25 protein-coding genes are annotated in these 23,810 nt (G+C 66.7%); 15 read left to right on the forward strand and 10 right to left on the reverse strand.

Annotated features, from left to right (window positions below):
* Position 1 precedes the first annotated feature (1 nt).
* Positions 2–1,297, reverse strand: coding sequence for a cytochrome P450 (locus A5758_RS01665; RefSeq protein ID WP_067735559.1), 1,296 nt, complete (start codon positions 1,295–1,297; stop codon positions 2–4).
* 193 nt (positions 1,298–1,490) lie between these two features.
* On the opposite strand from A5758_RS01665, the gene A5758_RS01670 reads away from it, so the two are divergent.
* Positions 1,491–2,192, forward strand: coding sequence for a TetR/AcrR family transcriptional regulator (locus A5758_RS01670; protein ID WP_067735563.1), 702 nt, complete (start codon positions 1,491–1,493; stop codon positions 2,190–2,192).
* Here the strand turns inward: A5758_RS01670 and A5758_RS01675 are convergent.
* The gene (locus tag A5758_RS01675) at positions 2,108–2,536 is read right to left on the reverse strand and encodes a hypothetical protein (RefSeq protein WP_067735566.1); all 429 of its coding nucleotides are present in this window, start codon (positions 2,534–2,536) and stop codon (positions 2,108–2,110) included. The genes A5758_RS01670 and A5758_RS01675 overlap by 85 nt on opposite strands.
* Positions 2,533–3,279 carry an enoyl-CoA hydratase/isomerase family protein gene (locus tag A5758_RS01680; protein ID WP_067735569.1) on the reverse strand — a complete coding sequence of 249 codons (747 nt, stop codon included), beginning with the start codon at positions 3,277–3,279 and terminating at the stop codon, positions 2,533–2,535. The genes A5758_RS01675 and A5758_RS01680 overlap by 4 nt, the downstream gene beginning before the upstream one ends.
* A 109-nt stretch (positions 3,280–3,388) precedes the next feature.
* Between A5758_RS01680 and A5758_RS01685 the strand changes: the two genes are divergently transcribed.
* From A5758_RS01685 to A5758_RS01705, 5 genes are all read left to right on the forward strand, one after another.
* Entirely contained in the window at positions 3,389–3,811 is a 423-nt protein-coding gene (locus A5758_RS01685) for a lipoprotein LpqH (protein ID WP_067735572.1), read from the forward strand.
* A gap of 84 nt (positions 3,812–3,895) precedes the next feature.
* The gene (locus A5758_RS01690; RefSeq protein ID WP_067735575.1) at positions 3,896–5,086 is read left to right on the forward strand and encodes an amidohydrolase family protein; all 1,191 of its coding nucleotides are present in this window, start codon (positions 3,896–3,898) and stop codon (positions 5,084–5,086) included.
* A complete protein-coding gene (locus tag A5758_RS01695; protein WP_369816360.1) occupies positions 5,083–6,525 on the forward strand; it encodes a FadD3 family acyl-CoA ligase in 1,443 nt (480 codons plus the stop codon). Before A5758_RS01690 ends, A5758_RS01695 begins: the two co-directional genes overlap by 4 nt.
* Positions 6,522–7,148: a fatty-acid--CoA ligase gene (locus tag A5758_RS01700; protein WP_067735578.1), complete on the forward strand. Its 627-nt coding sequence runs from the start codon at positions 6,522–6,524 to the stop codon at positions 7,146–7,148. The genes A5758_RS01695 and A5758_RS01700 overlap by 4 nt, the downstream gene beginning before the upstream one ends.
* A 14-nt stretch (positions 7,149–7,162) precedes the next feature.
* The gene (locus A5758_RS01705) at positions 7,163–7,348 is read left to right on the forward strand and encodes a bacterioferritin-associated ferredoxin (protein WP_067735581.1); all 186 of its coding nucleotides are present in this window, start codon (positions 7,163–7,165) and stop codon (positions 7,346–7,348) included.
* A 10-nt stretch (positions 7,349–7,358) separates the two neighbouring features.
* Here the strand turns inward: A5758_RS01705 and A5758_RS01710 are convergent, their stop codons facing one another.
* Positions 7,359–9,044, reverse strand: coding sequence for an alpha-keto acid decarboxylase family protein (locus tag A5758_RS01710; RefSeq protein ID WP_067736108.1), 1,686 nt, complete (start codon positions 9,042–9,044; stop codon positions 7,359–7,361).
* A gap of 64 nt (positions 9,045–9,108) precedes the next feature.
* Here A5758_RS01710 and A5758_RS01715 point away from each other — a divergent pair, with 64 nt between their 5' ends.
* From A5758_RS01715 to A5758_RS01730, 4 genes are read left to right on the forward strand one after another with little or no spacing between them, the layout of a single operon-like run.
* Positions 9,109–9,552: an SRPBCC family protein gene (locus A5758_RS01715; protein WP_067736111.1), complete on the forward strand. Its 444-nt coding sequence runs from the start codon at positions 9,109–9,111 to the stop codon at positions 9,550–9,552.
* Positions 9,553–9,557: 5 nt separating this feature from the next.
* Positions 9,558–10,637 (forward strand): CaiB/BaiF CoA-transferase family protein, encoded by a 1,080-nt coding sequence (locus A5758_RS01720; protein ID WP_067735584.1) that lies wholly within the window; start codon positions 9,558–9,560, stop codon positions 10,635–10,637.
* A 57-nt stretch (positions 10,638–10,694) separates the two neighbouring features.
* Positions 10,695–11,150: an SRPBCC family protein gene (locus A5758_RS01725; protein ID WP_082939529.1), complete on the forward strand. Its 456-nt coding sequence runs from the start codon at positions 10,695–10,697 to the stop codon at positions 11,148–11,150.
* Positions 11,151–11,207: 57 nt separating this feature from the next.
* Positions 11,208–11,657, forward strand: coding sequence for an SRPBCC family protein (locus A5758_RS01730; protein WP_067735592.1), 450 nt, complete (start codon positions 11,208–11,210; stop codon positions 11,655–11,657).
* An 8-nt stretch (positions 11,658–11,665) separates the two neighbouring features.
* Here the strand turns inward: A5758_RS01730 and A5758_RS01735 are convergent, their stop codons facing one another.
* Complete coding sequence (locus A5758_RS01735) at positions 11,666–12,832, reverse strand: pyridoxal phosphate-dependent aminotransferase (protein WP_067735595.1); 1,167 nt, start codon at positions 12,830–12,832, stop codon at positions 11,666–11,668.
* Positions 12,833–13,058: 226 nt separating this feature from the next.
* Here A5758_RS01735 and A5758_RS01740 point away from each other — a divergent pair, with 226 nt between their 5' ends.
* Together A5758_RS01740 and A5758_RS01745 are read left to right on the forward strand one after the other, a co-directional pair.
* On the forward strand, positions 13,059–14,270 hold the full coding sequence (locus tag A5758_RS01740; protein ID WP_067735598.1) for an acetyl-CoA C-acetyltransferase: 1,212 nt from the start codon (positions 13,059–13,061) through the stop codon (positions 14,268–14,270).
* A 4-nt stretch (positions 14,271–14,274) separates the two neighbouring features.
* Complete coding sequence (locus A5758_RS01745) at positions 14,275–16,419, forward strand: 3-hydroxyacyl-CoA dehydrogenase NAD-binding domain-containing protein (RefSeq protein WP_067735601.1); 2,145 nt, start codon at positions 14,275–14,277, stop codon at positions 16,417–16,419.
* Positions 16,420–16,543: 124 nt separating this feature from the next.
* Here the strand turns inward: A5758_RS01745 and A5758_RS01750 are convergent, their stop codons facing one another.
* The 3 genes from A5758_RS01750 to A5758_RS01760 are packed head-to-tail and all read right to left on the reverse strand — an operon-like array spanning position 16,544 to position 19,274.
* Entirely contained in the window at positions 16,544–17,152 is a 609-nt protein-coding gene (locus A5758_RS01750; protein ID WP_067735604.1) for a class I SAM-dependent methyltransferase, read from the reverse strand.
* Positions 17,153–17,181: 29 nt separating this feature from the next.
* Positions 17,182–18,042: an LLM class F420-dependent oxidoreductase gene (locus tag A5758_RS01755; RefSeq protein WP_067735607.1), complete on the reverse strand. Its 861-nt coding sequence runs from the start codon at positions 18,040–18,042 to the stop codon at positions 17,182–17,184.
* Positions 18,033–19,274, reverse strand: coding sequence for an FAD-dependent monooxygenase (locus A5758_RS01760; protein ID WP_067735610.1), 1,242 nt, complete (start codon positions 19,272–19,274; stop codon positions 18,033–18,035). The genes A5758_RS01755 and A5758_RS01760 overlap by 10 nt, the downstream gene beginning before the upstream one ends.
* 124 nt (positions 19,275–19,398) lie before the next feature.
* Between A5758_RS01760 and A5758_RS01765 the strand changes: the two genes are divergently transcribed.
* Complete coding sequence (locus A5758_RS01765) at positions 19,399–20,388, forward strand: LLM class F420-dependent oxidoreductase (protein WP_067735613.1); 990 nt, start codon at positions 19,399–19,401, stop codon at positions 20,386–20,388.
* A gap of 3 nt (positions 20,389–20,391) precedes the next feature.
* On the opposite strand, the gene A5758_RS01770 is transcribed toward A5758_RS01765, so the two are convergent.
* Positions 20,392–20,685 (reverse strand): putative quinol monooxygenase, encoded by a 294-nt coding sequence (locus tag A5758_RS01770; RefSeq protein ID WP_067736114.1) that lies wholly within the window; start codon positions 20,683–20,685, stop codon positions 20,392–20,394.
* 151 nt (positions 20,686–20,836) lie between these two features.
* On the opposite strand from A5758_RS01770, the gene A5758_RS01775 reads away from it, so the two are divergent.
* The gene (locus A5758_RS01775; RefSeq protein ID WP_067735616.1) at positions 20,837–21,253 is read left to right on the forward strand and encodes a Zn-ribbon domain-containing OB-fold protein; all 417 of its coding nucleotides are present in this window, start codon (positions 20,837–20,839) and stop codon (positions 21,251–21,253) included.
* Positions 21,254–21,262: 9 nt separating this feature from the next.
* On the forward strand, positions 21,263–22,408 hold the full coding sequence (locus A5758_RS01780) for a thiolase family protein (protein WP_067735619.1): 1,146 nt from the start codon (positions 21,263–21,265) through the stop codon (positions 22,406–22,408).
* A 109-nt stretch (positions 22,409–22,517) separates the two neighbouring features.
* Here the strand turns inward: A5758_RS01780 and A5758_RS01785 are convergent, their stop codons facing one another.
* Positions 22,518–23,702, reverse strand: coding sequence for an FAD-binding domain (locus A5758_RS01785; protein ID WP_067735622.1), 1,185 nt, complete (start codon positions 23,700–23,702; stop codon positions 22,518–22,520).
* Between the last annotated feature and the right edge of the window lie 108 nt (positions 23,703–23,810).

A 23,810-nucleotide genomic window follows, 5' to 3' on the forward strand; every position in this document is an offset into this window, starting at 1 on the left:
CTCAGCCCACGGACGCGATCGCGTCCGCGGTGGTGAATTTCAGGTGCAGTTCGCTCAGGCCTCGCAAGATATAGGTCGGCTCGTAGGTGTAGCGACGTTCGGCTGCCGTCCCGTGATGGACTTCGTTGATTTCGATGTGTGGCATCCGGTCCAGGATCCGTTCGATCGAGACACGCCCCTCGACGCGGGCGAGCGGCCCACCGGGACACGAGTGCACGCCACGCGCGAACGCCATGTGTTCGCGGACGTTCTTGCGGTGCAGGTCGAACTCGTGCGGGTTATCGAACCGGCGCGGGTCGCGGTTGGCGGCGCCCGGTAGCACCATCACCACGGTGCCGGCGGGGATCTCGACACCGCCGATGCTCGTTGCCCTGCGGGCCAAACGCGAATCGCTCTTGACGGGGCTGTCCATGCGCAGCGATTCCTCGATGAACGCGGGGATCAGGCTGCGGTCCTCGCGCAGCTGTTGCTGGATGTCGGGCCGATCGCCGAGAACCTGCAGGGCGGCGCTGAGCAGCTTGGCAGTGGTCTCCTGTCCGGCGGCGAAGAGGAACGTTGCCGAGCGGACCACCTCGATGACCGGGGGCGTCGAGCCGTCCGGATACTTCGCTTCCGCCAGGAACGTCAGCACGTCGCCGCGCGGCTCGCGCCGCCGATCCTCGATGTATCTGCAGAACTTGTCGTCGAGCCACTCCAGCGGGTTGATCCCGACCGACTCGTGATCCAACGCGCCGACCCGCGCCTCGGGGCGATCGGCGCCCAGAACCTTGCGGAACTCCTTGTGGTCGGATTCCGGCACGCCGAGTAGATCGGCGATCACCAGCGTGGCGAACGGCTTTGAGTATTCGGCGATGAACTCGCACTCGCCGTTGTGCAGGAACTCGTCGAGCTGGCGGTCGGCGAGCCGCCACATGAACTCCTCGTTCTGCTTCAGCCGGCTCGGAGTCAGCAGCTTGGCCAGCACGGAGCGGGCCCGAGTGTGGTCCGGCGGATCCATGGTGACCATGTGCTCGTTCATCGGGAAAGAGCTGCGGTGCGCATCGATCTGGGGACCGATGTCGTCGCCTTCGGGCGTAAAGGGGAGCGGTGGGAACGGCCCGCCAAGCGCGACGATGTTGGAGAACGTCTCCGGATCCTTGTAGACCTCGGTGGCTTCTTCGTAGCCGGTGACCGCGACGACGCCATAGTGCGGCAGCCGCAGCACGGGGTTCTGACTGCGCAGGTAGTCGAAGTAAGGGTGCGGATCTGGGACCAGTGACGGATCGGTGAAGAAGTCGATCGACTCGTAGTCACTCATCGGATTGCGTCTCCCCAGGGCTGGATTACCGGCTGTGTTCGGCGGCAGGTTGTCGCGCCGCCCGATTTCGAGAACCGAACTGTGCTGAGCACCTGCTTAGCATGGCGGTAATGTCAGGGTCAAGATCGCAACGCCGCGCCGCGATACGATCCGTGTGGTCGATACGGGATGGCACACAGTACGGAGCAGGGACATGACATCGGCTCGCAGGATCGGAGCGCCGGACGCGAAGAATCGCGGCCTGCTGCTCGACGCGGCCGAACAGCTGATGCTCGAAGAGGGCTACGCCGCCGTGACCTCGCGTCGCCTCGCCGGCAAGGCCGGACTGAAGCCGCAGTTGGTGCACTATTACTTCCGCACCATGGAGGACCTGTTCCTCGAAGTCTTCCGGCGCCGTGCAGAGGAGGGCCTGCGGTTTCAGGCCACAGCGCTGCAGTCGCCTCAGCCGTTGTGGGCGCTGTGGAGATTCGGCACCGACCCGGGATTCACCCGCATCTCCATGGAATTCATGGCGCTGGCGAACCATCGCAAGGAGATGCGAGCCGAAATCGCTTACTACGCCGAGCGTTTCCGTGAGGAACAGCGCGAAGCGGTGGCGGCCGCGCTGCAACGCTACGGCGAGGACACCTCGGAGATGCCGCCGGTGGTCTGGACGGTGCTGATGACCAGCCTGTCGCGGATGCTGGTTCTCGAGCAGGCTATCGGCATGTCCGGCGGGCACGCCGAGACCATGGCGCTGGTCGAGAGTCACCTGCGCCGCCTGGAAGGCGAGCCGCAACCCATCGCGGGTATGCCGCGTGCCTGGGTGGTTCACCAGTTGCGCAGCGAACAGAGCACGCCCTTGGGGCCGTCCTTGGATACGACGACGGCGCCGTCGACCGCCAGATCGCAGTGAAGCCCCGGCGTGCCGGGCTCGGTGCCCGTGCTCGCCACGACCATCGCGTAATCGTTGGGGTTCGACATGTCCAAATCGAAGCTCCACGCTTTGCCCGGGGCGAGGTCGATATCGACATGCGGCGTGAACGAGTAGGGGTTGTGGCTGTAATCGGAGAATTTCTCCGGCTGGTGATCCAGGTAGTAGATGTCGGTGTAGATCGGATTCTGCGCGGTGACCGTGTACGTGACGTGATGCATGACCGGATCGGCCACGGCGTGGCCGGCACTCGCGAGTGAACCGGTCGCACCCGCCAGCACCGCCGACAAAGTCACGGCGCCCACACCCAATCGTCTGACCGTCATTTCGCTCCTCCGGCCGCCCGTCGCGCACTCGTGGTGCGGTTCATCACCCGCTCTGCGGCCCGCCAGTGTGCGTCGGCAACCCACAGCCGTGCGAAGGATGCTATCGCTTCGTCCGCCGAAACTCCGCTGATCACGCGCTTTATCTCGGTCGCCGGGTGGCGAGCCAGCGACCTCGCGATGGATTGCCATCCTTCGTCGAACGAGGCGCGGGGGAACACGCGGTCCACCAAACCGATTCGCTCGGCCTCGTCCGCGGTGAGGGCGGTACCGGTGCCGGCCAACAACAGTGCCCGGCTCTTTCCGACGAGCTCGGCCAACCGCTCGGCGCCGCCCCAGGCCGGCATGATCTCGAGCTCCACCTGATTGAAGGCGATCTTGATGTCGTCGGCTGCCAGCCGGATGTCGGCGGCGACCGCGACCTCGGCGCCACCGCCGAAGGCGTGGCCGTTCAGCGCGGCGATCACCGGGGCCGGGAAGCTGGCCAGTTGGTCGCAAATCGCGCGCATCCGCTTGGCCATCGCCGCGGCATCCTCTTCGGTCCGCAGCGCGCGCAGCTCTTTGAGGTCACCGCCGGATACGAAAGCCCGATCGCCCGCCCCCTTGATGACCAGGGTCTTGGCGCCCGCCGCGGCGTCCAACGCCTTCTCCAGCTGCTGCATGGTGTCCAGCGCGATGGCATTGCGCGCGTGCGGCCGATCGATCGTCAGCACCGCCAACCCGTCGTCGATCTCCAGGTCCACCATGCGTTATCGCTCCTTGGACGAGAACAGCCGATATTGGCATTCTCTCGGTGCGAGAATAACATCGTCGCCGCAGGCCGAAGAGCTATCGTCAGCGAAGACAGGGGCGCCCATGCGGGATCGAATTGCGGCAATGCTCGCGGCGTCACTCGCCGTCAGCATGCTCGGCGCATGCACCCCGCGGCCGCCGACCCAAATCTCCAGCACTGCCTCCGTGACCGTCAACGGAAGCGACACGAAGTTCAACGTCGTCAAATGCAGTCAGAGGGAGTGGACCCGGACGATCGACATCGGCGGCGACTTCGCCGGAGCTAATGTCGTCGTCGACGAGCGAGCCGAACCGGCTTCCGCCGAGTCCGTCCACATCCGCAATGTGGGCAACTTCACCGGCATGTACTCGCGTGAGGGCGAGGGTGATGCGGACATGAGTCTGAGCGGCGGCAGGTTCACCATCACCGGCACCGCACACGGCTCCAAGGCCGACAAACCCACCGAACCCACCACGGCCACCTTCAAAATCGTCATCGCTTGCTGATCCGCCCCTTGGCGAACCAGGGGGTACGTTGCGGTTCGACGCCTGCAGAGAATACAATTCTCGTAAATTGCGAAGGAGGATTTCATGGGCCAGTTGTCGCACCGGGAGGACGTCCCGTTTCCGATCTTTGACGCGGATAACCATCTCTACGAGCCGCCGGAGGCGCTGACCAAGTTCCTGCCCAAGGAGTACAAGGACTTCGTCCAGTACGTGCAGATCAACGGCCGCACCAAGATCGCGATCCGTGGCCACATCAGCAACTACATTCCCAACCCGACCTTCGAGGTCGTCGCCCGGCCGGGCGCGTGGGAGGAGTACTTCAAGTACGGCAACCCGGACGGCAAGAGCAAGCGCGAGCTGTTCGGTGAGCCGATGCGCGCGATCCCGGCGTTCTTCGAGCCCGGCCCGCGCCTGGAAAAGATGAACGAGCTGGGCCTGGACCGCACGCTGATGTTCCCGACGCTGGCCAGCCTGCTCGAGGAACGGCTGCGCGACGACCCGGTCGCCATCCACGTCCTGATCCATGCGCTGAACGAATGGCTGGATGAGGTCTGGGGCTTCAACTACCAGAATCGGATCTTCACCACCCCGGTCATCACCCTGCCGATCGTCGACAAGGCGATCGAGGAGCTGGAGTGGGCGGTCAAGCGCGGTGCCCGCTGCATCCTGGTCCGCCCGGCTCCCGTCCCCGGCTTCCGCGGTCCGCGGTCGTTCGCGGTGCCCGAGTTCGACCCGTTCTGGGAGCGGGTCGTCGAGCACGACGTGCTGGTCGGCATGCACTCCAGCGACAGCGGCTACTCCCGGTACACCTCCGAATGGGACGGCGCCGAGCAGGAGATGCTGCCGTTCCAGACCAATGCGATGGGCATCCTCAACGAGTGGCGGCCGATCCAGGACGCGGTGGGCTCGTGGGTGATCCACGGCGCGCTCTACCGCCACCCGAAGCTGAAGGTGGCGATCGTCGAGGCCGGTTCGAAGTGGATGACCCCGTTGCTGGACGGCCTGGCCGAGGTCTACCGCAAGGCCCCGGAAGTTTTCCCGAGCGACCCCGTCGAGATGGTCAAGAGCCGCATTCACGTCAGCCCGTTCTTCGAGGACGGCATCGACGACCTGGTCAACCTCGTCGGCGTGGACCGGGTGCTGTACGGCTCGGACTGGCCGCACCCAGAAGGGCTGGCCGAGCCGACCTTCTACGTCAACGCGCTGTCGCACCTGTCCGTCGACGACCAGGCAAAGATCATGGGCGGCAACCTCGGTCGACTCGTCACGGTGTGACGTCGGCCAATCGGGACTGGCAGACCATCCCCGAGATGGTCTTGAGCGCGGCGGACCGCTTCGGCGACGCGGAAGCGATCGTGGACGGTCCGCTGCGCTTCACATTCTCCGACGTGGTGGAGCGAATCCGTTGCACCGCAGGCGCATTCGCCGAACTCGGGGTGGGCAAGGGCGACCGCGTCGCCATCTGGGCGCCCAATTCGGCGGAGTGGATAATCGCGGCTTTTGGGCTGCTCACCGCCGGCGGCGTGCTGGTTCCGGTCAACACCCGGTTCAAGGCCGACGAAGCCGGCGACATCATCACCCGCAGCAAGGCGAAGGCCGTCCTGGTCCAGAAGGGCTTTCTCGGGCAGGACTACACCGCGCCCGCCGGGATACCGGTCATCGATATGAAATCCGGTTTCCTTTCCGGCGGCTCGCCGTTCGAATGCGCGGTGAGCGGCACCGACATCGCCGACGTCATCTTCACCTCGGGCACGACCGGCCGCCCGAAGGGCGCCATGATGAATCATCGCCAGACACTGCGGATGTACGAGGAGTGGGCGACGCTCGCGGACCTGCGCCAGGGTGACCGCTATTTGCAGATCAACCCGTATTTCCACACGTTCGGCCTGAAAGCCGGGCTCATCACGTCGTTTCTCCGCGGTGCGACCATGCTGCCGGTCGCGGTTTTCGACGTCGACACGGTGGTGAATCTCATTGAGCGCGAACGCGTCACGATGCTGCCCGGTCCGCCGACGCTGTACCACTCGTTGCTGACGATCGGCGACAAAACCAAGCTGTCGACGCTGCGCGCCGGCGTGACCGGCGCCGCCGACATCCCCGTCGAGCTGGTCCGGCGCATCCATGACGAGCTGCCGTTCCAGACGTTGATGACCGGGTACGGACTGACCGAGGCGGGCAACGTCACCCTGTCCCGGCCCGGTGATTCGTTTGAGGACGTGGCCACCACGGCCGGGCTGCCGTGCGAGGGCGTCGAGGTGCGCATCGCCGACGACGGCGAGGTGCTGGTCCGCGGCTACGGCGTCATGCAGGGCTACCTGGACGACCCGGCGGCTACTGCCGAGGCGATCGACACGGACGGTTGGTTGCACACCGGCGATTTGGGCCGCCTCGACGCGGCGGGGCGGCTGCGGATCGACGGGCGTAAAAAGGACATGTTCATTGTGGGCGGGTTCAACGCCTACCCGGCGGAGATCGAGGGCTACCTGCTGGAGCATCCGGCCGTGGCGCAAGCCGCGGTCATCGGGGTCCCCGATGACCGGCTCGGCCAGGTGGGCAAGGCCTTCGTGGTGGCGAAAACACAGGTGTCCGAGGATGACCTGCTGATATGGTGCCGAGAGCGGATGGCTGGATTCAAAGCGCCGAGATCCATCCAGTTTCTCGTCGAGCTGCCGCTCAATGCCACCGGGAAAGTGATGAAGGATCAACTCCGTTGAGTGACGGCGACATTCATTCGATGGTGATCGCGTCGGACTACCGCGTTCCGGATCCCAGCCGGGTATGGCCGCTGCTCGAGCGCAGGAAGGCGGCGCTGTCCGACATCGGCGCCCACCACGTCCTGGTCTACACCTCGACGCATGACTACGGCCGCGTGTTGGTGATGATCGGGGTCCACAGCCGCGAGCCGATCGTGGAGCTCCTGCGCTCGCGGGTCTTCTTCGATTGGTTCGACGCGGCCGGCGTCGACGACATTCCGGCGGTCTTCGCCGGCGAGATCGTCGACAGGTTCGTCCCGGCGCCCACCGCGACCCCGGACGCGCCGGGCGTCGTCGTCGCCACGATCGCCTCGGTCCACGATGTGGCGGCCCTGACCGCCGAAGTCGCGTCGGCCACAGACAGATTCGTCGCGGCCGGGATCCGTAAGACCTGGATCTTCCAGGCCTTCGACGACGAGCACGAGGTGCTGATCATGTCGGAGCTGCCCGACGAAGAGAGCGCGCGGCGATGGATCGAGCATCCCGATGCCGCGGCCGAGTGGATGTCGGGCGCCGGAATGGGGCCCTACCCACCGATATTCGTCGGCCGATTCACCAACATGATGCGCATCGAGGCGGACTGAGCGGCCACCCGGAAATGTTCGTGTGCCTGTGCAACGGGGTCACCAGCCAAACCGTGACCGAGGCGGTCGAAGCCGGGGCGTGTACAACCAAGGATGTCGCCCAGGCCTGCGGGGCGGGCGCCGACTGCGGCCGCTGCCGGCGCACCGTCCAGGCGATCCTGCGCTCGGCGGACCCGAACGGCGCACCCACACCCTCTTGACCCGGCGGCCCTAGCGGCGAACGCTGCCGTCCGGCGATGTCGGCTGGACGAGTTCGACGAGCAGCGGCGGGATTTCGAGCCGCGGCAGGACCACCTCGACGAGCACCATGCTGTCGCGGTGCTGCGCGGCCGCCGTCAAGGCGTCATCGAGCTCGCCGTAGGTCCGCACCCGAAACGCCAGGTGATCGGCGACCCCCAGTGCGTTGGGAATGTCCGTCCACTTCCAATTCACGATGTCGTTGTAGGGCGCCGTCTCTCCGTGGATCGCCCGTTCCACGGTGTAGCCGTCGTTGTTGACCACCACGATGACCGGAGACAGCCCCTCCCGCGAGAAGGTGCCGAGCTCTTGGACGGTCAGTTGCGCGGCGCCGTCGCCGATCAGCAGCACAGTCCGGCGGTCCGGATGTGCCACCCCGGCGCCCAGCGCGGCGGGCAGCGTGTAACCGATTGAGCCCCAAAGGGGTTGGCCGATGAATGTGACGCCCTGGGGCAGGCGGTGGTCGGCCATGCCGTAGAAGGAGGTGCCCTGGTCGGCGAGGACGACGTTGCCCGGTGTGAGGGCTGTGCAGAGGCGGTCCCACAGCATCTCTTGCGTCAGCGGTTGATCGCGCGGCGGGGGCGGGGGCAGATCATCGGCGGGCGGCGCCGCCACCGGCCGCGACGTGATCGGGCGCCGGGTCAGGATGGTCGACAGCGCCTCCAGCGCGGCGCCCATCTCCAGCGGCGCGAAGACCTCGCCGGCCACACTACTTTGGTACTGCCCGACATCGATGGTCCGCGCCGGGTCGATCCGCTGGCTGAAGAAACCGCTGACCATGTCGGTGAACACCACGCCGGCGGTCACCAGCACCGGTGCCTCCTCGATCGCGGTGCGCACCGCCGGGACGCTGGCCGAACCGGCGTAGATCCCAAGGTAGTTGGGCGAGCTTTCGTCCAGCAGGCTCTTCCCCCACATCAGCGTGGCGTAGGGCACCACGTCGGCCGCCAGCAGCGCCTCGAGTTCCTTGACCACCTGCAACCGGTGCACCAGCAAGTCGGCCAGCACGGTCAGCTGGTGGTCGGCGATGAGCTCGGAGGCGGCCTCGGCGAACAGGGACAACGCGCGCGGGCTGGTGCCACCGGCGTAGCGGGGCAGCGGATCACCGGGCGGCTCGGTGGGGAAGCGGGCCACATCGGTGGACAGCAGGATGTACCCGGGCCGCTTCTGCTCGCGCACCTCCGAGAGCACCCGGTCGATCTCCCGGCGGGCGTTCGCGGGCATGAGGTTGGCCTGGGCGCAGGTGATCTCGCGGCTGACCCGGAAGAAGTGCTCGAAATCGCCGTCACCGAGCGAGTGGTGCAGCGCGCGCCGGGTGCCCTGCGCGTCTTTGGACGGCCCGCCGACGATGTGCACCACGGGCACCTGTTCGGCATAGCTGCCCGCGATCGCGTTGGCCGCGGACAGTTCGCCCACGCCGAAAGTCGTTACCACGGCCGACATTCCGCGCAGCCGACCGTACCCGTCGGCGGCGTAGCCGGCGTTCAGCTCGTTGGCGTTGCCCACCCAGCGGATGGTGGGGTGGGCGACGATGTGGTCGAGGAATTCCAGGTTGTAGTCGCCGGGAACGCCGAAGATCTCGGTGACGCCGAGTTCGGCGAGGCGGTCCAACAGGTAGTCGCCGACGGTGTAGACGGGCTCGGTCGCTGCCTCAGGCACAAGCACGACGGTACCTCGGCCGAATCCGTTCCGGGCGGGTCGTCGTTTCAGTATCGTGCGGGCCATGGCACTCAAGGAATCCCGCGACATCGTCATCGAAGCCAGTCCGGAGGAGATTCTGGACGTCATCGCCGATTTCGAGGCGATGCCCGAATGGTCCGAACCCCATCAGAGTGCGGAGGTCCTCTCGACCGGCGACGACGGGCGGCCCAGCCAAGTGAAGATGAAGGTGAAGGTCGCCGGGATCACCGACGAACAGGTGGTGGCCTACACCTGGTCGGACGACGCGGTGAGCTGGACGCTGGTGAGCTCCTCGCAGCAGAAGGCGCAGGACGGCAAGTACACCCTGATACCGCAGGGCGAGGCGACCCTGGTCAAGTTCGAGCTTCTTGCGGACCCGAATGTGCCGCTGCCCGGCTTCGTCCTGAAACGGGCCGTCAAGGGGACGATCGACTCCGCGACCAAGGCGCTGCGCGAGCAGGTGCTGAAAGTGAAGAAGGGCAAATAATCGCGGTGGGCGGCGGCGGGCCCCTCGCCGGGGTGAAAGTGATCGAGCTCGGCGGCATCGGGCCGGGGCCGCACGCGGGAATGATGCTCGCCGACCTCGGGGCGGACGTGGTTCGGGTGCGGCGCCCCGGCGGCCTCACCATGCCGCCCGAGGACCGCGATCTGCTGCATCGCGGGAAGCGGATCGTTGACCTCGACGTCAAGACGCAGCCGCAGGCGCTGCTGGATCTCGCCGCCAAAGCCGACGTGCTGCTGGACTGTTTCCGGCCGGGCACCTGCGAGCGACTCGGCATCGGCCCCGACGAGTGCGCGGCGGTCAATCCGCGACTGATCTTCGCGCGGATCACCGGCTGGGGGCAGGACGGGCCGCTGGCCCAGACGGCGGGGCACGACATCAATTACCTGTCGCGGACCGGCGCGCTCTCGGCACTGGGCTACGCTGACCGGCCGCCGATGCCGCCGCTGAACCTGGTGGCCGACTTCGGTGGCGGTTCGATGCTGGTGCTGCTCGGCGTCGCGGTCGCCCTGTACGAGCGTGAACGTTCGGGCCAGGGGCAGGTCATCGACGCGGCGATGGTGGACGGCGTCAGCCTGCTCGCCCAGATGATGTGGACGATGAAGTCGACCGGGGCGCTGCGTGACCGGCGCGAGTCGTTCCTGCTCGACGGCGGTGCCCCGTTCTACCGCTGCTACGAGACCTCCGACGGCAAGTACCTGGCCGTCGGCGCCATCGAGCCGCAATTTTTCGCGGCGCTGCTGACCGGCCTCGGCCTGTCGCCCGAGGAGGTGCCCGGCCAGCTCGACATCGGTTCCTACCCGCAGATGTACGAGGTCTTCGCGAAACGGTTCGGCAGCCGGACCCGTGACGAGTGGACGACCATCTTCGCCGGCACCGATGCGTGCGTCACTCCGGTGCTGACGTGGAGCGAGGCGGCGGCCGACGAACACTTGCGGACGCGGTCCACGGTGATCACCGCCCACGGCGTCGATCAGGCGGCGCCCGGTCCGCGCTTCTCGCGCACCCCGGCCGCACCGGTGGGTCGGCCACCGGCGGCCACCACGCCCCTCGCCGAAATCGACTGGTAGCCAGCCTGTTACGCCGAACCATTCCGCGCCGGGGCCGGCATTGCTAGGTTGAGCGCAGTGGCCGTAAAAGCATCACGGGAATTTGTCGTCGACGCGCCGCCAGAAGTGGTCATGGAGGCGCTGACCGATGTCGGCGTGCTGGCATCGTGGTCACCGCTCCATAAACACATCGAAGTGATCGACCGTTATCCCGACGGTCGGCCCCACCATGTGAAAACCACGATCAAGATTCTCGGGCTCGTCGACAAGGAGATCCTGGAATATCACTGGGGTCCCGATTGGGTCGTCTATGACGCCAAAGGGACTTCCCAGCAGCACGGTCAGCACGTCGAGTACAACCTCAAACCCGAAGGTCTCGACAAGACCCGGGTGCGCTTCGACGTCACGGTCGAGCCCGGCCGGCCGATGCCCGCCTTCATTGTCCGGCGGGCCAGCGAAAGCGTTCTTGACTCATCGGTAAAGGGCTTGTGCGAATTGGTAAAGCACTTCAGAGGTTCGACGGAGCCGGAATAGTCAACGGCTCGCGGGTTTGCCTTCGTCAGCGGCTGAGCGGTTGCTAACTTATTAGCAGTGGCCGTTCAAGCATCGTCGGAAATCGTCATTGACGCGCCTCCGGAAGTGATCATGGAGGCGCTGGCCGACATGGACGCCGTGCCGTCATGGTCGTCGGTGCACAAGCGGGTCGAAGTCGTCGACAAGCACCCCGACGGCCGACCGCACCACGTGAAGGTCACCATCGCGGTGACCGGCATCCACGACACGGAACTGCTCGAATACCACTGGGGGCCGGACTGGATGGTGTGGGACGCCGAGAAGACTGCCCAGCAACGTGGCCAGCACGGGGAGTACACCCTGACCAGGGAGGGCTACGACAAGACCAGGGTGCGGTTCGCCATCACCGTCGAACCATTTGCCCCGCTGCCCGAGTTCTGGGTCAACCGGGCCCGCAAGAAGATCCTCGATTCCGCGCTGGAGGGGCTGCGCAAGCGCGTGGTCGAGGGCTTCGGCTCGACCGGGTAGCCGGCCCGTCACCGCAAGGCGGCCAGCCGCCTGATCGCCTCGTCAAGGGTGTCTTCGCGTTTGCAGAAGGTGAACCGCACCAAGTGATTCCACACGTCAGGATGTGAGCCCGCCGGATCGCAGAAAGGCGACAGCGGAATGGCCGCCACCCCGACCTTTTCCGGTAGCGCCGCGCAGAACGCTGTGCTGTCGTCGTAGCCCAGGGGGCGGGGGTCGGCGCACAGGAAGTAGGTGCCGGCGCTGTCGTGCACCTCGAAGCCGATCTCGGACAGCCCGGCGGCCAGCCGATCGCGGCGGGCCTGCAAAGAGCTGCAGAGCCCGGCCACCCACGCGTCCTCGGTGTCGAGCGCGAGAGCCACCGCGGGCTGGAACGGCGCGCCGCCGACGTAGCTCAGGTACTGCTTGGCCGCACGCACCCCGGCGATGAGTTCTGCTGGGCCGCAAGCCCATCCGATTTTCCAGCCGGTACAGTTGAACATCTTGGCCGCGCTGGAGATGGTGATCGTCCGCTCGGCCATGCCGTCGAAGCCGGCCAACGGCAGATGCCGGTGGTCCCCGAACACCAGGTGCTCGTAGACCTCGTCGGTGATCACCAAGAGGTCGGCGGCGACGGCGACCTCGGCGATGGCGGCCAGCTCGGCCGCGCTGAGCACCGTGCCGGTCGGGTTGTGCGGTGAGTTGACGATCAGCGCACGGGTCCGTGGTGTCACCGCCCGGCGCAGGGCGTCGGCGTCCAAGGCAAAGCCACGACCATGGGGCACCAGGGGCACGGCCACCCGGTGCGCGCCGGCCATCGCCAGCACCGGCGAGTAGGAGTCGTAGAACGGCTCGATCAGCAGGACCTCCGAGCCGGGCTCGATCAGGCCCAGCACCGCGGACGCGATGGCCTCGGTCGCCCCGACCGTCACCAGCACTTCGGTGTCGGGGTCGTATTCGATGCCGAAATGCCGCTGCCGCTGGGCGGCGATGGCGTGCCGCAGCGGTGCGACGCCGATGCCGGGCGGGTACTGGTTGTTTCCCTCGGCGATGGCGTCTTGGGCGGCCTTCAACATGGCCGCGGGCCCGTCCTCATCGGGGAAACCCTGGCCGAGGTTGACCGCGCCGACCCGAGCGGCCAGCGCCGACATCTCGGCGAACACCGTCGTCGCGTACGGACGCAGTCGCGACACCGTCATGCTGGTCGAGCTTAGGGGGCTTCGGTGCTCGAACGTCACGCCAGTGTGGCGCTCGCCGTCCAGCGTCACGCCGGCGTGTCCCCTGCAAGCGGGGGTTCCCCGGCTCGGCTCACTGACCAGCGGCGATCGGCCCAACCAACAGGTTGGCCGGGCACTTTGTTAGGGTGCGGTATCTGGACCTACCTTTAATACGGATCCGAAACCCACTTGCGAAGAGGAACTCGACATGTCCGAAGAAGCCTTCATCTATGAGGCCATCCGCACCCCGCGCGGCAAGCAAAGAAACGGTTCGCTGAACGAGGTCAAGCCGGTGAACCTGGTCGTCGGGCTGGTCGACGAGCTGCGCCGGCGCAACCCCGACCTCGACGAGAGCCTGATCAGCGACCTGATCCTCGGCGTCGTGTCCCCGGTCGGTGACCAGGGCGGCGACATCGCCCGGACCGCGGCGCTGGTGGCTGGCCTGCCCGAGACCACCGGTGGGGTGCAGCTCAACCGGTTCTGCGCCTCGGGGCTGGAAGCTGTCAACATCGCCGCGCAAAAGGTGCGCTCCGGCTGGGACGACCTTGTGCTGGCCGGCGGTGTCGAGTCGATGAGCCGCGTCCCGATGGGCTCCGACGGCGGCGCCTGGGCGCTCGACCCGGAGACCAACTACCGGATCGGCTTCGTGCCGCAGGGCATCGGCGCCGACCTGATCGCCACCATCGAGGGCTTCTCCCGCGACGACGTCGACGCCTACGCGCTGCGCTCGCAGCAGAAGGCCGCCGAGGCCTGGTCGGGCGGCTACTTCGCCAAGTCGGTGGTGCCGGTGCGCGACCAGAACGGTCTGGTCATCCTCGACCACGACGAGCACATGCGGCCCGACACCACAATGGAGGGCCTGGCCAAGCTGAAGACCGCGTTCGACGGCATCGGCGAAATGGGCGGCTTCGACGACGTCGCGCTGCAGAAGTACCACTACGTCGAGAAGATCAACCACGTCCACACCGGGGGCAACAGCTCCGGCATCGTCGACGGCGCCGCGCTGGTGCTGGTCGGCTCGGAGGCCGCCGGAAAGTCGCAGGGCCTGACCCCACGGGCACGCATCGTCGCCACCGCGACCAGTGGTTCCGACCCGGTCATCATGCTGACCGGCCCGACCCCGGCCACCCAGAAGGTCCTCGACCGTGCGGGACTGACCGTCGACGACATCGACCTGTTCGAACTGAACGAGGCGTTCGCGTCGGTGGTGCTGAAGTTCCAGAAGGACCTCAACATTCCCGACGAGAAACTGAACGTCAACGGTGGCGCCATCGCGATGGGCCACCCGCTGGGCGCCACCGGCGCCATGATCACCGGCACCATGGTCGACGAGCTCGAGCGCCGCAACGCGCGACGCGCGCTGATCACGCTGTGCATCGGCGGCGGCATGGGTGTCGCCACCATCATCGAGAGGGTTTAGGACCATGGCAGAGAACACAATCCAGTGGGATAAGGATGCCGACGGCATCGTCACGCTGACGCTTGACGACCCGACCGGGTCGGCGAACGTGATGAACGAGCACTACAAGGAGTCGATGCACAAAGCCGTCGAACGCCTTGTCGCGGAGAAGGATTCGGTCACCGGCGTGGTGATCACGAGCGCAAAGAAGACGTTCTTCGCCGGCGGCGATCTCAAGAGCATGATCAACGCCGGCCCGGAGAACGCCGGCGACGTCTTCACCGAGGTCGAGGACATCAAGCGCGACCTGCGGGCGCTGGAGACCCTGGGCAAGCCGGTGGTGGCCGCCATCAACGGCGCCGCGCTCGGCGGCGGCCTGGAGATCGCGCTGGCCTGTCACCACCGCATCGCCGCGGACGTCAAGGGCCTCGTTGTGGGTCTGCCCGAGGTGACGCTGGGCCTGCTGCCCGGCGGGGGCGGCGTGGCGCGCACGGTGCGGATGTTCGGCATCCAGAACGCGTTCATGAACATCCTGTCGCAGGGCACTCGCTTCAAGCCGGACAAGGCCAAGGAAATCGGGCTGATCGACGAGCTCGTCGGCTCCGCCGAGGAACTGGTGCCCGCCGCCAAGGCGTGGATCAAGGCGAACCCCGACTCGCACACGCAGCCGTGGGATGCCAAGGGCTACAAGATGCCCGGCGGCACCCCGTCGAGCCCCGGGCTGGCCGGCATCCTGCCGTCGTTCCCTGCGCTGCTCAAGAAGCAGCTCAAGGGTGCGCCGATGCCGGCGCCGCGAGCCATCCTGGACGCGGCCGTCGAGGGTGCGCAGGTGGACTTCGACACCGCCACCCGCATCGAGAGCCGCTACTTCACCTCTCTGGTCACCGGCCAGGTCGCCAAGAACATGATCCAGGCGTTCTTCTTCGACCTGCAGCACATCAACGGCGGCGGCTCGCGGCCCGACGGCATCGAGCCGGTCAAGATCAACAAGATCGGTGTGCTGGGCGCGGGCATGATGGGCGCCGGGATCGCCTACGTATCCGCCAAGGCCGGGTTCGACGTGGTGCTCAAGGACGTCAGCCTCGAGGCCGCACAGAAGGGCAAGGGTTACTCGGAAAAGCTTGAGGCCAAGGCGCTTCAGCGTGGTAAGACCACCGAGGAGAAGAGCAAGGCGCTGCTGGACCGCATCACGCCGTCGGCCGACCCCGCGGACTTCAAGGGCGTCGACTTCGTGATCGAGGCGGTGTTCGAGAGCCAGGAACTGAAGCACAAGGTGTTCCAGGAGATCGAGGACATCGTCGAGCCGAACGCGCTGCTCGGGTCCAACACCTCGACGCTGCCGATCACCGGTCTGGCGACCGGCGTCAAGCGGCAGGAGGACTTCATCGGGATTCACTTCTTCTCACCGGTCGACAAGATGCCGCTGGTCGAAATCATCAAGGGCGAGAAGACTTCTGACGAGGCGCTGGCCCGCGTGTTCGACTACACGCTGGCCATCGGCAAGACCCCGATCGTGGTCAACGACAGCCGCGGCTTCTTCACCAGCCGCGTCATCGGTACCTTCGTCAACGAGGCCTTGGCGATGCTCGGTGAGGGCGTCGAACCCGCCAGCATCGAGCACGCCGGCTCGCAGGCCGGCTACCCGGCCCCGCCGCTGCAGCTGTCCGACGAGCTGAACCTCGAACTGATGCACAAGATCGCGGCCGCCACCCGTAAGGGCGTCGAGGACGCGGGCGGTAACTACGAGCCGCACCCGGCCGAGGCCGTCGTGGAGAAGATGATCGAGATCGGCCGCCCGTCGCGGCTGAAGGGCGCGGGCTTCTACGAGTACGTCGACGGCAAGCGCACCGGGCTGTGGCCGGGCCTGCGGGAGACGTTCAAGTCCGGTTCGTCGGAGCCGCCGCTGCAGGACATGATCGACCGGATGCTGTTCGCCGAGGCGCTCGAGACGCAGAAGTGCCTCGACGAGGGCGTGTTGACATCGACGGCCGACGCCAACATCGGGTCGATCATGGGCATCGGCTTCCCGCCGTACACCGGTGGTAGCGCGCAGTTCATCGTCGGCTACGAGGGCGCGGGCGGTACGGGCAAGGAAGCCTTCGTGGCCCGTGCCCGCGAACTGGCCGCCAAGTACGGCGACCGCTTCCTGCCGCCGGACTCGCTGACCTAAGGTTCCCTAGTCGCAAAGCCCCCGAAGCGGTTGTCTTCGGGGGCTTTTGCGTGGGCTGGCACGCCCCGGAGCGCACGCGAGACATAGACCGTTGCGAGGGCGTACGGCGTGTCGTCGCACCTGGTTATGTGTCGCGACGCTGAAAGAGGTAGTACCGCGCCGGCGTCTTCTCGGCGCGGTCCAGCTCGCGCTCGTCGCCGGCCGACAGCATCGTCCAGGTGGGCGCGAAGCGTCGTTCCATCTCGGTGTGGTCGATGCCGCGCACTCCCACCCTGCCCCCGGGAACGAATGCGACGATCAGCAGTCGCGCGTCGCGGGCCGCCACGGCGCTGATCTCCCGGACATAGGCCGCGCGGTCGTCGTCGCTCATGTTGTGCAGGCAACCGTTGTCGACGATCAGCTCGAAGTTCGAGCCGATGCCGGCCCGGCTCAACTGTGTGACGTCGGCCTGGACGAAGTCGACCGCCGCGCCGGCGGCCCCGGCCTTGGCGCGTGCCCGCTCGAGGGGCTTGGCGACGAAGTCGACCGCGGTGACCTTCCAGCCGTGCTGGGCGAGATAGATCGAGCAGTCACCGGTTCCGCACCCGAGTTCGAGGGCCGAGCCCGGCGGGAGCGCAGGTGTGTCGGCCGTTCCCTCGACCAGGTTCCGCACGCTCTGCGCGAGCGGGTGACCGTCCCAGGGAGTGAAGCCGATGCGGTAGAAGATCCGAAACAGCGTCTGCTTGGAAGCCATACCTCACCCTAAGCGGGATCGCCGCGGGGTTACGTGGAGGCGGCGGCGATTCGGCGCCATTGCTCGCGCGGGAAGGCCTTCGGGTCGGCCAGCAGCACCTGGACGCACACGTGGTCGGCGCCGGCCGAACGATGCTCGGCGACCCTGCGCATGATCGCGTCTTCGTCGCCCCACGCGATGATGGCGTCGAAGAGCCGATCGCTGACCTGCGCCAGGTCTTCTTCGGAGAACCCGGTGCGCAGCAGGTTGTTGGCGTAGTTGGGCAACGCCAAATACGCTCGCAGCCAGTCGGTTCCGATGCGTCGCGCCTCGTCGGCGCTTTCCGTCAGGATCACCGTCTGTTCCGGCAGCAGCAGGGGGCCGTCGCCCAATGTCGAACGGGCAGAGGCGGTGTGCTCGGGGGTGACCAGGTAGGGGTGGGCCCCGCGGGCACGGGTCGCGGCCAGGGTAAGCATCTTCGGGCCGAGCGCGGCGAGAACCCGACTTTCGGCCGGTACGGGACGTGGGGCGGCATCCAGCCCGTCCAGGAACGCCGCCGTGGCCGCCAGCGGTTTGCGGTACCGCCCGGGTTGGCCCGCGTCGATCAGCGGTGCGTGGCTGACGCCGATGCCCAGCAGGAAGCGGTCCCCGTGCTCGGCGGTCAACGTCACATAGGACTCAGCGACGTCGCCGGGCGCATGCATCCACAGGTTGAGGATTCCGGTGGCGATCACGGTCCGCTTGGTCGCGGCGAGCAAATTGCCGACCGCGTCGAAGACCGGCCCGCCGACGTCGGGTATCCACAGCGCCGGAAAGCCCAATTCGTCCAATTCCGCTGCCGCCTCGGCGGATTCAGACGGATCGCCATATCGCAGTTGACTGCTCCAGATTCCCACACCGGCTAGTTCCATCGGCGGTCTTTCCTTTCGTTCGCTTGCAGGTCGGTCGCGCTGTAGTCGGGCACCGGCATCGAATCGTGCATCCGGACACCATTGGCGTTCAGCTTCGCCAGTGATCGCGAAAGCGACGCGGGTAGCAGCGAGACCAGCCGGGCGCCACGGGTCAATGCCCACACCCCGAGTCGCGAGCCGGGGATGATGCCCTTGGCGGCGCCGCGCGCGAAGGCCCGGCTGCGATGCACCGGTTCACGCATCTGCAATTCATAGGCCGCGAACGCGCGCAGGTGGTCGCCGTCCGCCGCGGCGAGCTCCCCGGCCAGCACGTAGGCGCCGAGCACGGCAAGGCTGGTGCTGCCGCCCACCGCGGGGCCGGGGCAGTATCCCGCGTCGCCGACGAGGGTCACCCGCCGCCGGGACCATCGGTCCAGCCGCAGTTGGCTGATCGAATCGAAGTAGAAAGCGGGCGTGTCGTCGAGTTCGCCCAGCCAGCCGTCCACCTGCTCGTGCATGTCGGCGAAAGTGTCGCGCAGGATTGCCTTCTGCCGCAGCGCATCCCGATGGTCGTAGTCGAGCTCTTGCTTCGTGCGGAACAGGAAGACGGCGCGCGCGTCGTCCAGGTGCTCGGCGGTGTAGATGGCCGCGAGGCGGCCCACGCCGACGTGGCAGGTCATCTCGCCGCGGCCGGCCAGCGCCTTGGGCGCCGATGCCACCGCCAGATAGCCGCCGAGGAATCGGGTGAGGTTGGCTTCGTCGCCGAAGGTCAGCTGCCGGACGTTGGAGTGCAGCCCGTCGGCGCCGACGACGACGTCGAACCGGCGGGCGGGGGCATGCTCGAACGTCACCTCGCCGTCGTGGTCGATCGAGGTGATCGAGTCCTCGAACAGGTACTCGACGTCATCGCGACCGGCGGCGTAATAGATTTCGCTGAGGTCGTCGCGCATGATCTCCACGTGCCGGTCGGACGTGGCGGCGTAGATCTTGGTGAGGTCGATCTCGATGGGCCGCGCCCGGCCTTCCCGATGCATGGTCATGCGGTTCGTTCCGGTGGCGAGCGCCTCGATCTGAGGCAGGACACCCATGTCCGCCGAAATCTCCATAGCGGGACGGAACAGGTCGACGGCGTGGCCGCCGGTCTTACGTAGGGTGGGCGCGCGCTCGACGACGGTGACGTCGAAGCCGCGACGGGTCAGCCAGTAGGCCAGCACCGGGCCGGCGATGCTGGCGCCGGAGACCAGTACGCGCACGGCGACCTCCCGCTTGCTTGTCGATGGGTAAGCCTAGCGGGGGTCTGGGGAAGGGCTGCCCGCGGCAGTGGGGGGAATTGCCTTCTGCGACGTGGTGGTCGGCGGCGGGTTAGAGTCCGTTGCTATGCGCTTCGGTCTCTTCATCCCGCAAGGCTGGCGAATGGATCTGGTCGACATCGAACCGGAGAAGCACTGGGCGGTGATGCGCGACCTGGCTGTCTACGCCGACAGCAGCGCGTGGGATTCGCTGTGGGTCTACGACCATTTCCACACCGTCCCGCTGCCGACGGGTGAGGCCACGCACGAGGCGTGGTCGCTGATGGCCGCATACGGCGCCGTCACGTCGCGGATCAAACTCGGCCAGATGTGCACCGCGATGAGCTACCGCAATCCGGTGTACCTGGCCAAGGTCGCGGCGACCGCCGACATCATCTCCGGTGGGCGGATCCAGATGGGCATCGGCGGCGGCTGGTACGAACATGAGTGGCGCGCTTACGGTTACGGTTTCCCGTCGGCCGGTGTGCGGCTGGCCCGGTTGGACGAGGGCGTACAGATCATGCGTGATGCCTGGCGCGACGGCAAGGTCAGCTTCGACGGCAAGCACTACCAGGTGGACGGCGCCATCGTCTCCCCTAAGCCCCTGCAGGACAACGGGATTCCGCTGTGGATCGCCGGTGGCGGTGAGAAGGTGACCTTGCGCATCGCCGCGAAATACGCGCAGTACACCAACTTCGCGCCCGAGCCCGAGGCGTTCGCGCACAAGTCGGAAGTGCTGGCGCGGCACTGTCAGCAGGTGGGCACCGACTTCGATGCCATTGTGCGGTCGGCCAACGTCAACGCGGTCGTCGGGACCTCCGACGCCGACGTCAAGGACAGGTTGCGGCGCGTCCGCGACCGCGTCGTCCGGTACGTGCCCGAGGCGGCCGCCGACGCGATGCTGGCCGCCGGCAGCGGACCCGATTCGGCAACGGGCACAACGGAACAGGTGATCGAGCGGATCGCCAAGCTCCGCGACCTCGGGTGCGAATACGCCATCTGTTATTTCCCGGAGGCCGCGTACGACCGTTCCGGCATCGAGTTGTTCGAGCGCGAGGTGATTCCCGCGCTCAGCTAGCCGTCAGATGTCGGAGGTGGCGTACCTCTTCTTGACGGGAGGCTCGGCCAGCAGCGGCGGCAGGTCGGTGAGACGGCCTTCGCCGGCGCGAAACGCGCGATAGGCCTCGTCCTGCTCGACCGTGTCCCACAGTTCGTAGATCAGCCAGTGGGTTTCGTCGTCCTCGTCGACGAGCACATCGGTACCCAGGTTCCCGGCAAACGCCCGGGTGTCTTGCAAAGCCCGGCCCATGACGTCGCGCGCCTGCGGCACCGCGTCGGGCTTGAATTTCAGTTCGAGTATCACCGTGACTGGCATGGTCGTCTCCTCGGTTGCGGCGGCGATCCCAACATATCTGCCCGGCGAGGCCAAGAATGAGAATGCGGTTTCCACTTTTCGGAAAGCTGTTATACGGTTCAGTGAGCAACATTCTGTCGGCACACCGTGGACGCTTCTGGAGGATCCCCCGATGCAAAAGGCGCTCGCACCCGAGATCTCGACCTGGCCCGACGAGAGCCCACAGCTGATCGGCAGCCGGTGCGGCAGCTGCGGCGCCACCACCTTTCCGGTGCAGCAATGGTGCCCGCGCTGCAGCCTTGGCGAGATGACCGACGTGTTGCTGCCGCGCCGCGGAACCCTCGTCGCCTGGACCACGCAGGGCTTCCCGCCGGGCGCGCCCTATGCCGGCCCGACCGGCAAGGACTTCGTTCCGTTCGGCGTCGGGTTGGTCCAGCTCGATGACGTCATCCGCGTCGAAGGGCGGTTGACGGAGAACGACCCGGCCAAGCTGCAGTTCGGCCAGGAGGTCGAGCTCACCATGATTCCGCTGACCACCGACGACGAGGGCGCCGAAATCATGACGTTCGCGTTCCAGCCGGTCGCATAAGGAGCTGAGATGACCAACGATGTCGCCATCATCGGCGTGGGCCTGCATCCGTTCGGCAGGTTCGACAAGACCGCGATGCAGATGGGCGCCGAGGCGATTCAGTCGGCGCTGAGCGACGCCGGAGTGGACTGGAAGGACATCCAGTTCGGTTTCGGCGGCAGCCACGAGGTGTCCAACCCCGACGCGGTGACTCGCCTGGTCGGTCTCACCGGCATCACGTTCACCAACGTGTTCAACGCGTGCGCCACCGCGGCCAGCGCCATCCAGCAGACCGCCGACACCATCCGGCTGGGCAAGTACGACATCGGCATCGCCATCGGGCTGGACAAGCACCCGCGCGGCGCGTTCACCGACGACCCCGCCAAGCTGGCGCTGCCGCAGTGGTATGCCCAGAACGGGCAGTTCGTCACCACCAAGTTCTTCGGGATGAAGGCCAACAAATACCTGCACGACCACAACATTTCGCAGGCCACCCTGGCCAAGGTGGCGGCAAAGAACTTTCGCAACGGCGCGCTGAACCCGAATGCGTTCCGGCGCAAGCCGATTTCCGAGGAAGAGATTCTCAATTCGGCCGTGCTCAACTACCCGTTGACCCAATACATGTTCTGTGCGCCCGACGAGGGGGCCGCGGCGGTGATCATGTGCCGCGCCGACATGGCGCACAAGTTCACCGACAAGCCGGTGTACGTGCGAGCCTGCGAGATCCGCACCCGCCGCTACGGCGCCTACGAAGTGCATGCCACCTTCGCGCCGCTCGACGAGGACGTCTCCCCGACGGTCTACGCGGCCAAGGCGGCCTACGAGGCGGCCGGCATCGGCCCCGAGGACGTCGACGTCGCCCAGCTCCAGGACACCGACGCCGGCAACGAGGTCATCCACATGGCCGAGACGGGGCTGTGCGCCGACGGTGAGCAGGAGAAGCTGCTGGCCGACGGCGCCACCGAGATCCACGGCTCGATGCCGGTCAACACCGACGGGGGGTTGATCGCCAACGGCGAGCCGATCGGCGCGTCGGGGCTACGGCAGATGCACGAACTGGTGCGTCAGCTGCGCGGTGAGGCGGGCGAGCGTCAGGTGCCGGGCAACCCGCGCGTCGGCCTGGCCCAGGTGTATGGGGCGCCCGGCACCGCGTCGGCGACCATCCTGTCGCTCTGAATCGGGCGGCAGCTGCGCCGGGACCATGCGTGCGTCCCCGGAATTGATATCGCGGGTGATATCAATTCCAGAAGCGTCACATGGTTCGGGAGAGCGCCGGCTCGATGGCCTACGCGACGTATTCGGGCAACGCGATGTCGTCAAGGAATTCACTCCGCACGATGCGGTCGGCCAGTGGCTCCATGTTCAGCAGTTTGGACGCCTGATTGCGCATCCACAGACCCAGCGCCGTCTTTGGTGTGAACGTCGCGGCGAATCCTCGCGCCGACCGCTGCCTGGCCTCCACGATCGGACGCAGCCGACGCTCATAGCGACGAAACGCATCCCCGTGATCGGCCCCGGCGCGACTGAGCTCGCCCGCCAGTGTGTAGGCCTCCACCATTGCCAGACCCGTCCCCTCGCCAGCCAGCAGCGAGACCGCGCCCGCGGCGTCGCCGATGAGCGCGACCCGGCCGTCCGACCAACCGTCCATGACGATCTGGCTGACGCGGTCGAAGTACACATCGGCGGCCTCATCAAGTCTGCGCAGTATTTCCGGGCATTCCCACCCGGCGTTGCCGAAGACTTGACGCAGGGTCTTCTTGACCTGTGACGCATCCTGCGGATCGGGACCGCTCATGTGTTCGGGCCTGAAGATGAAGAGGAACATCGTTTTGTCGTCGCGCATTGCGAATCGGGCGACCATGCGACCCGGCATGGTGTAGGCGAGGTAGACGAGTTCGTCACGGGGCTGATAGCCCTCGGCTTCGAACGCCGCGACTCGGTAGCCCAGGTCCTTCTCAAATCTGGATTGCGGCCCAAATGCCAAGTCCCGCACGGGCGAATGGATGCCACCCGCGCCGACGAGCAGGTCGAATTGCCGCGACGCGCCGTGCTCGAGTGTCACCCGCACGCCGGCGTCGTCTTGCTCGACAGCCGAAACGCTCTCCCCGAACAGGGTTTCGGCTTGATCGTCGATGGAGCGATAGATCATGGCCGCCAGATCACCCCGGGGTACCGTGGCGAACCGGCCGTCGAGGTTGCGCTTGAATGCTTCGGCCGAAAAGCCGCCCACCCTGCGCGAGTTCCGATCGACGAGTCGGACCTCGCGCACCGCGTAGCCAGCGGCGTGCAGCTCGGCGGTGAGCCCCATGCGTTCGGCAACGGCATACCCGCCGCCCCAAAAATCCACCACGTAGCCGCCGGTGCGGAGGCGCGGCGCCTTCTCGATCAGGGTTGGTTCGTGCCCGTAGCGTGCCAGCCAATATGCAAGTGTGGGGCCGGCGATGCCGGCGCCGACTATCGCGATCTTCACTTGCGACCTCCGTATAAGGGGTGACGTCCTGATTATCATAGCACTATGCAATAGTTGCAATAGGACATATAAGTTACTGTGCGGGGCGATCGGAGAGGAGACGGCTGT

The organism is Mycobacterium sp. 852014-50255_SCH5639931 (genome assembly GCF_001665605.1).
GTDB lineage: Bacteria > Actinomycetota > Actinomycetes > Mycobacteriales > Mycobacteriaceae > Mycobacterium > Mycobacterium paraffinicum.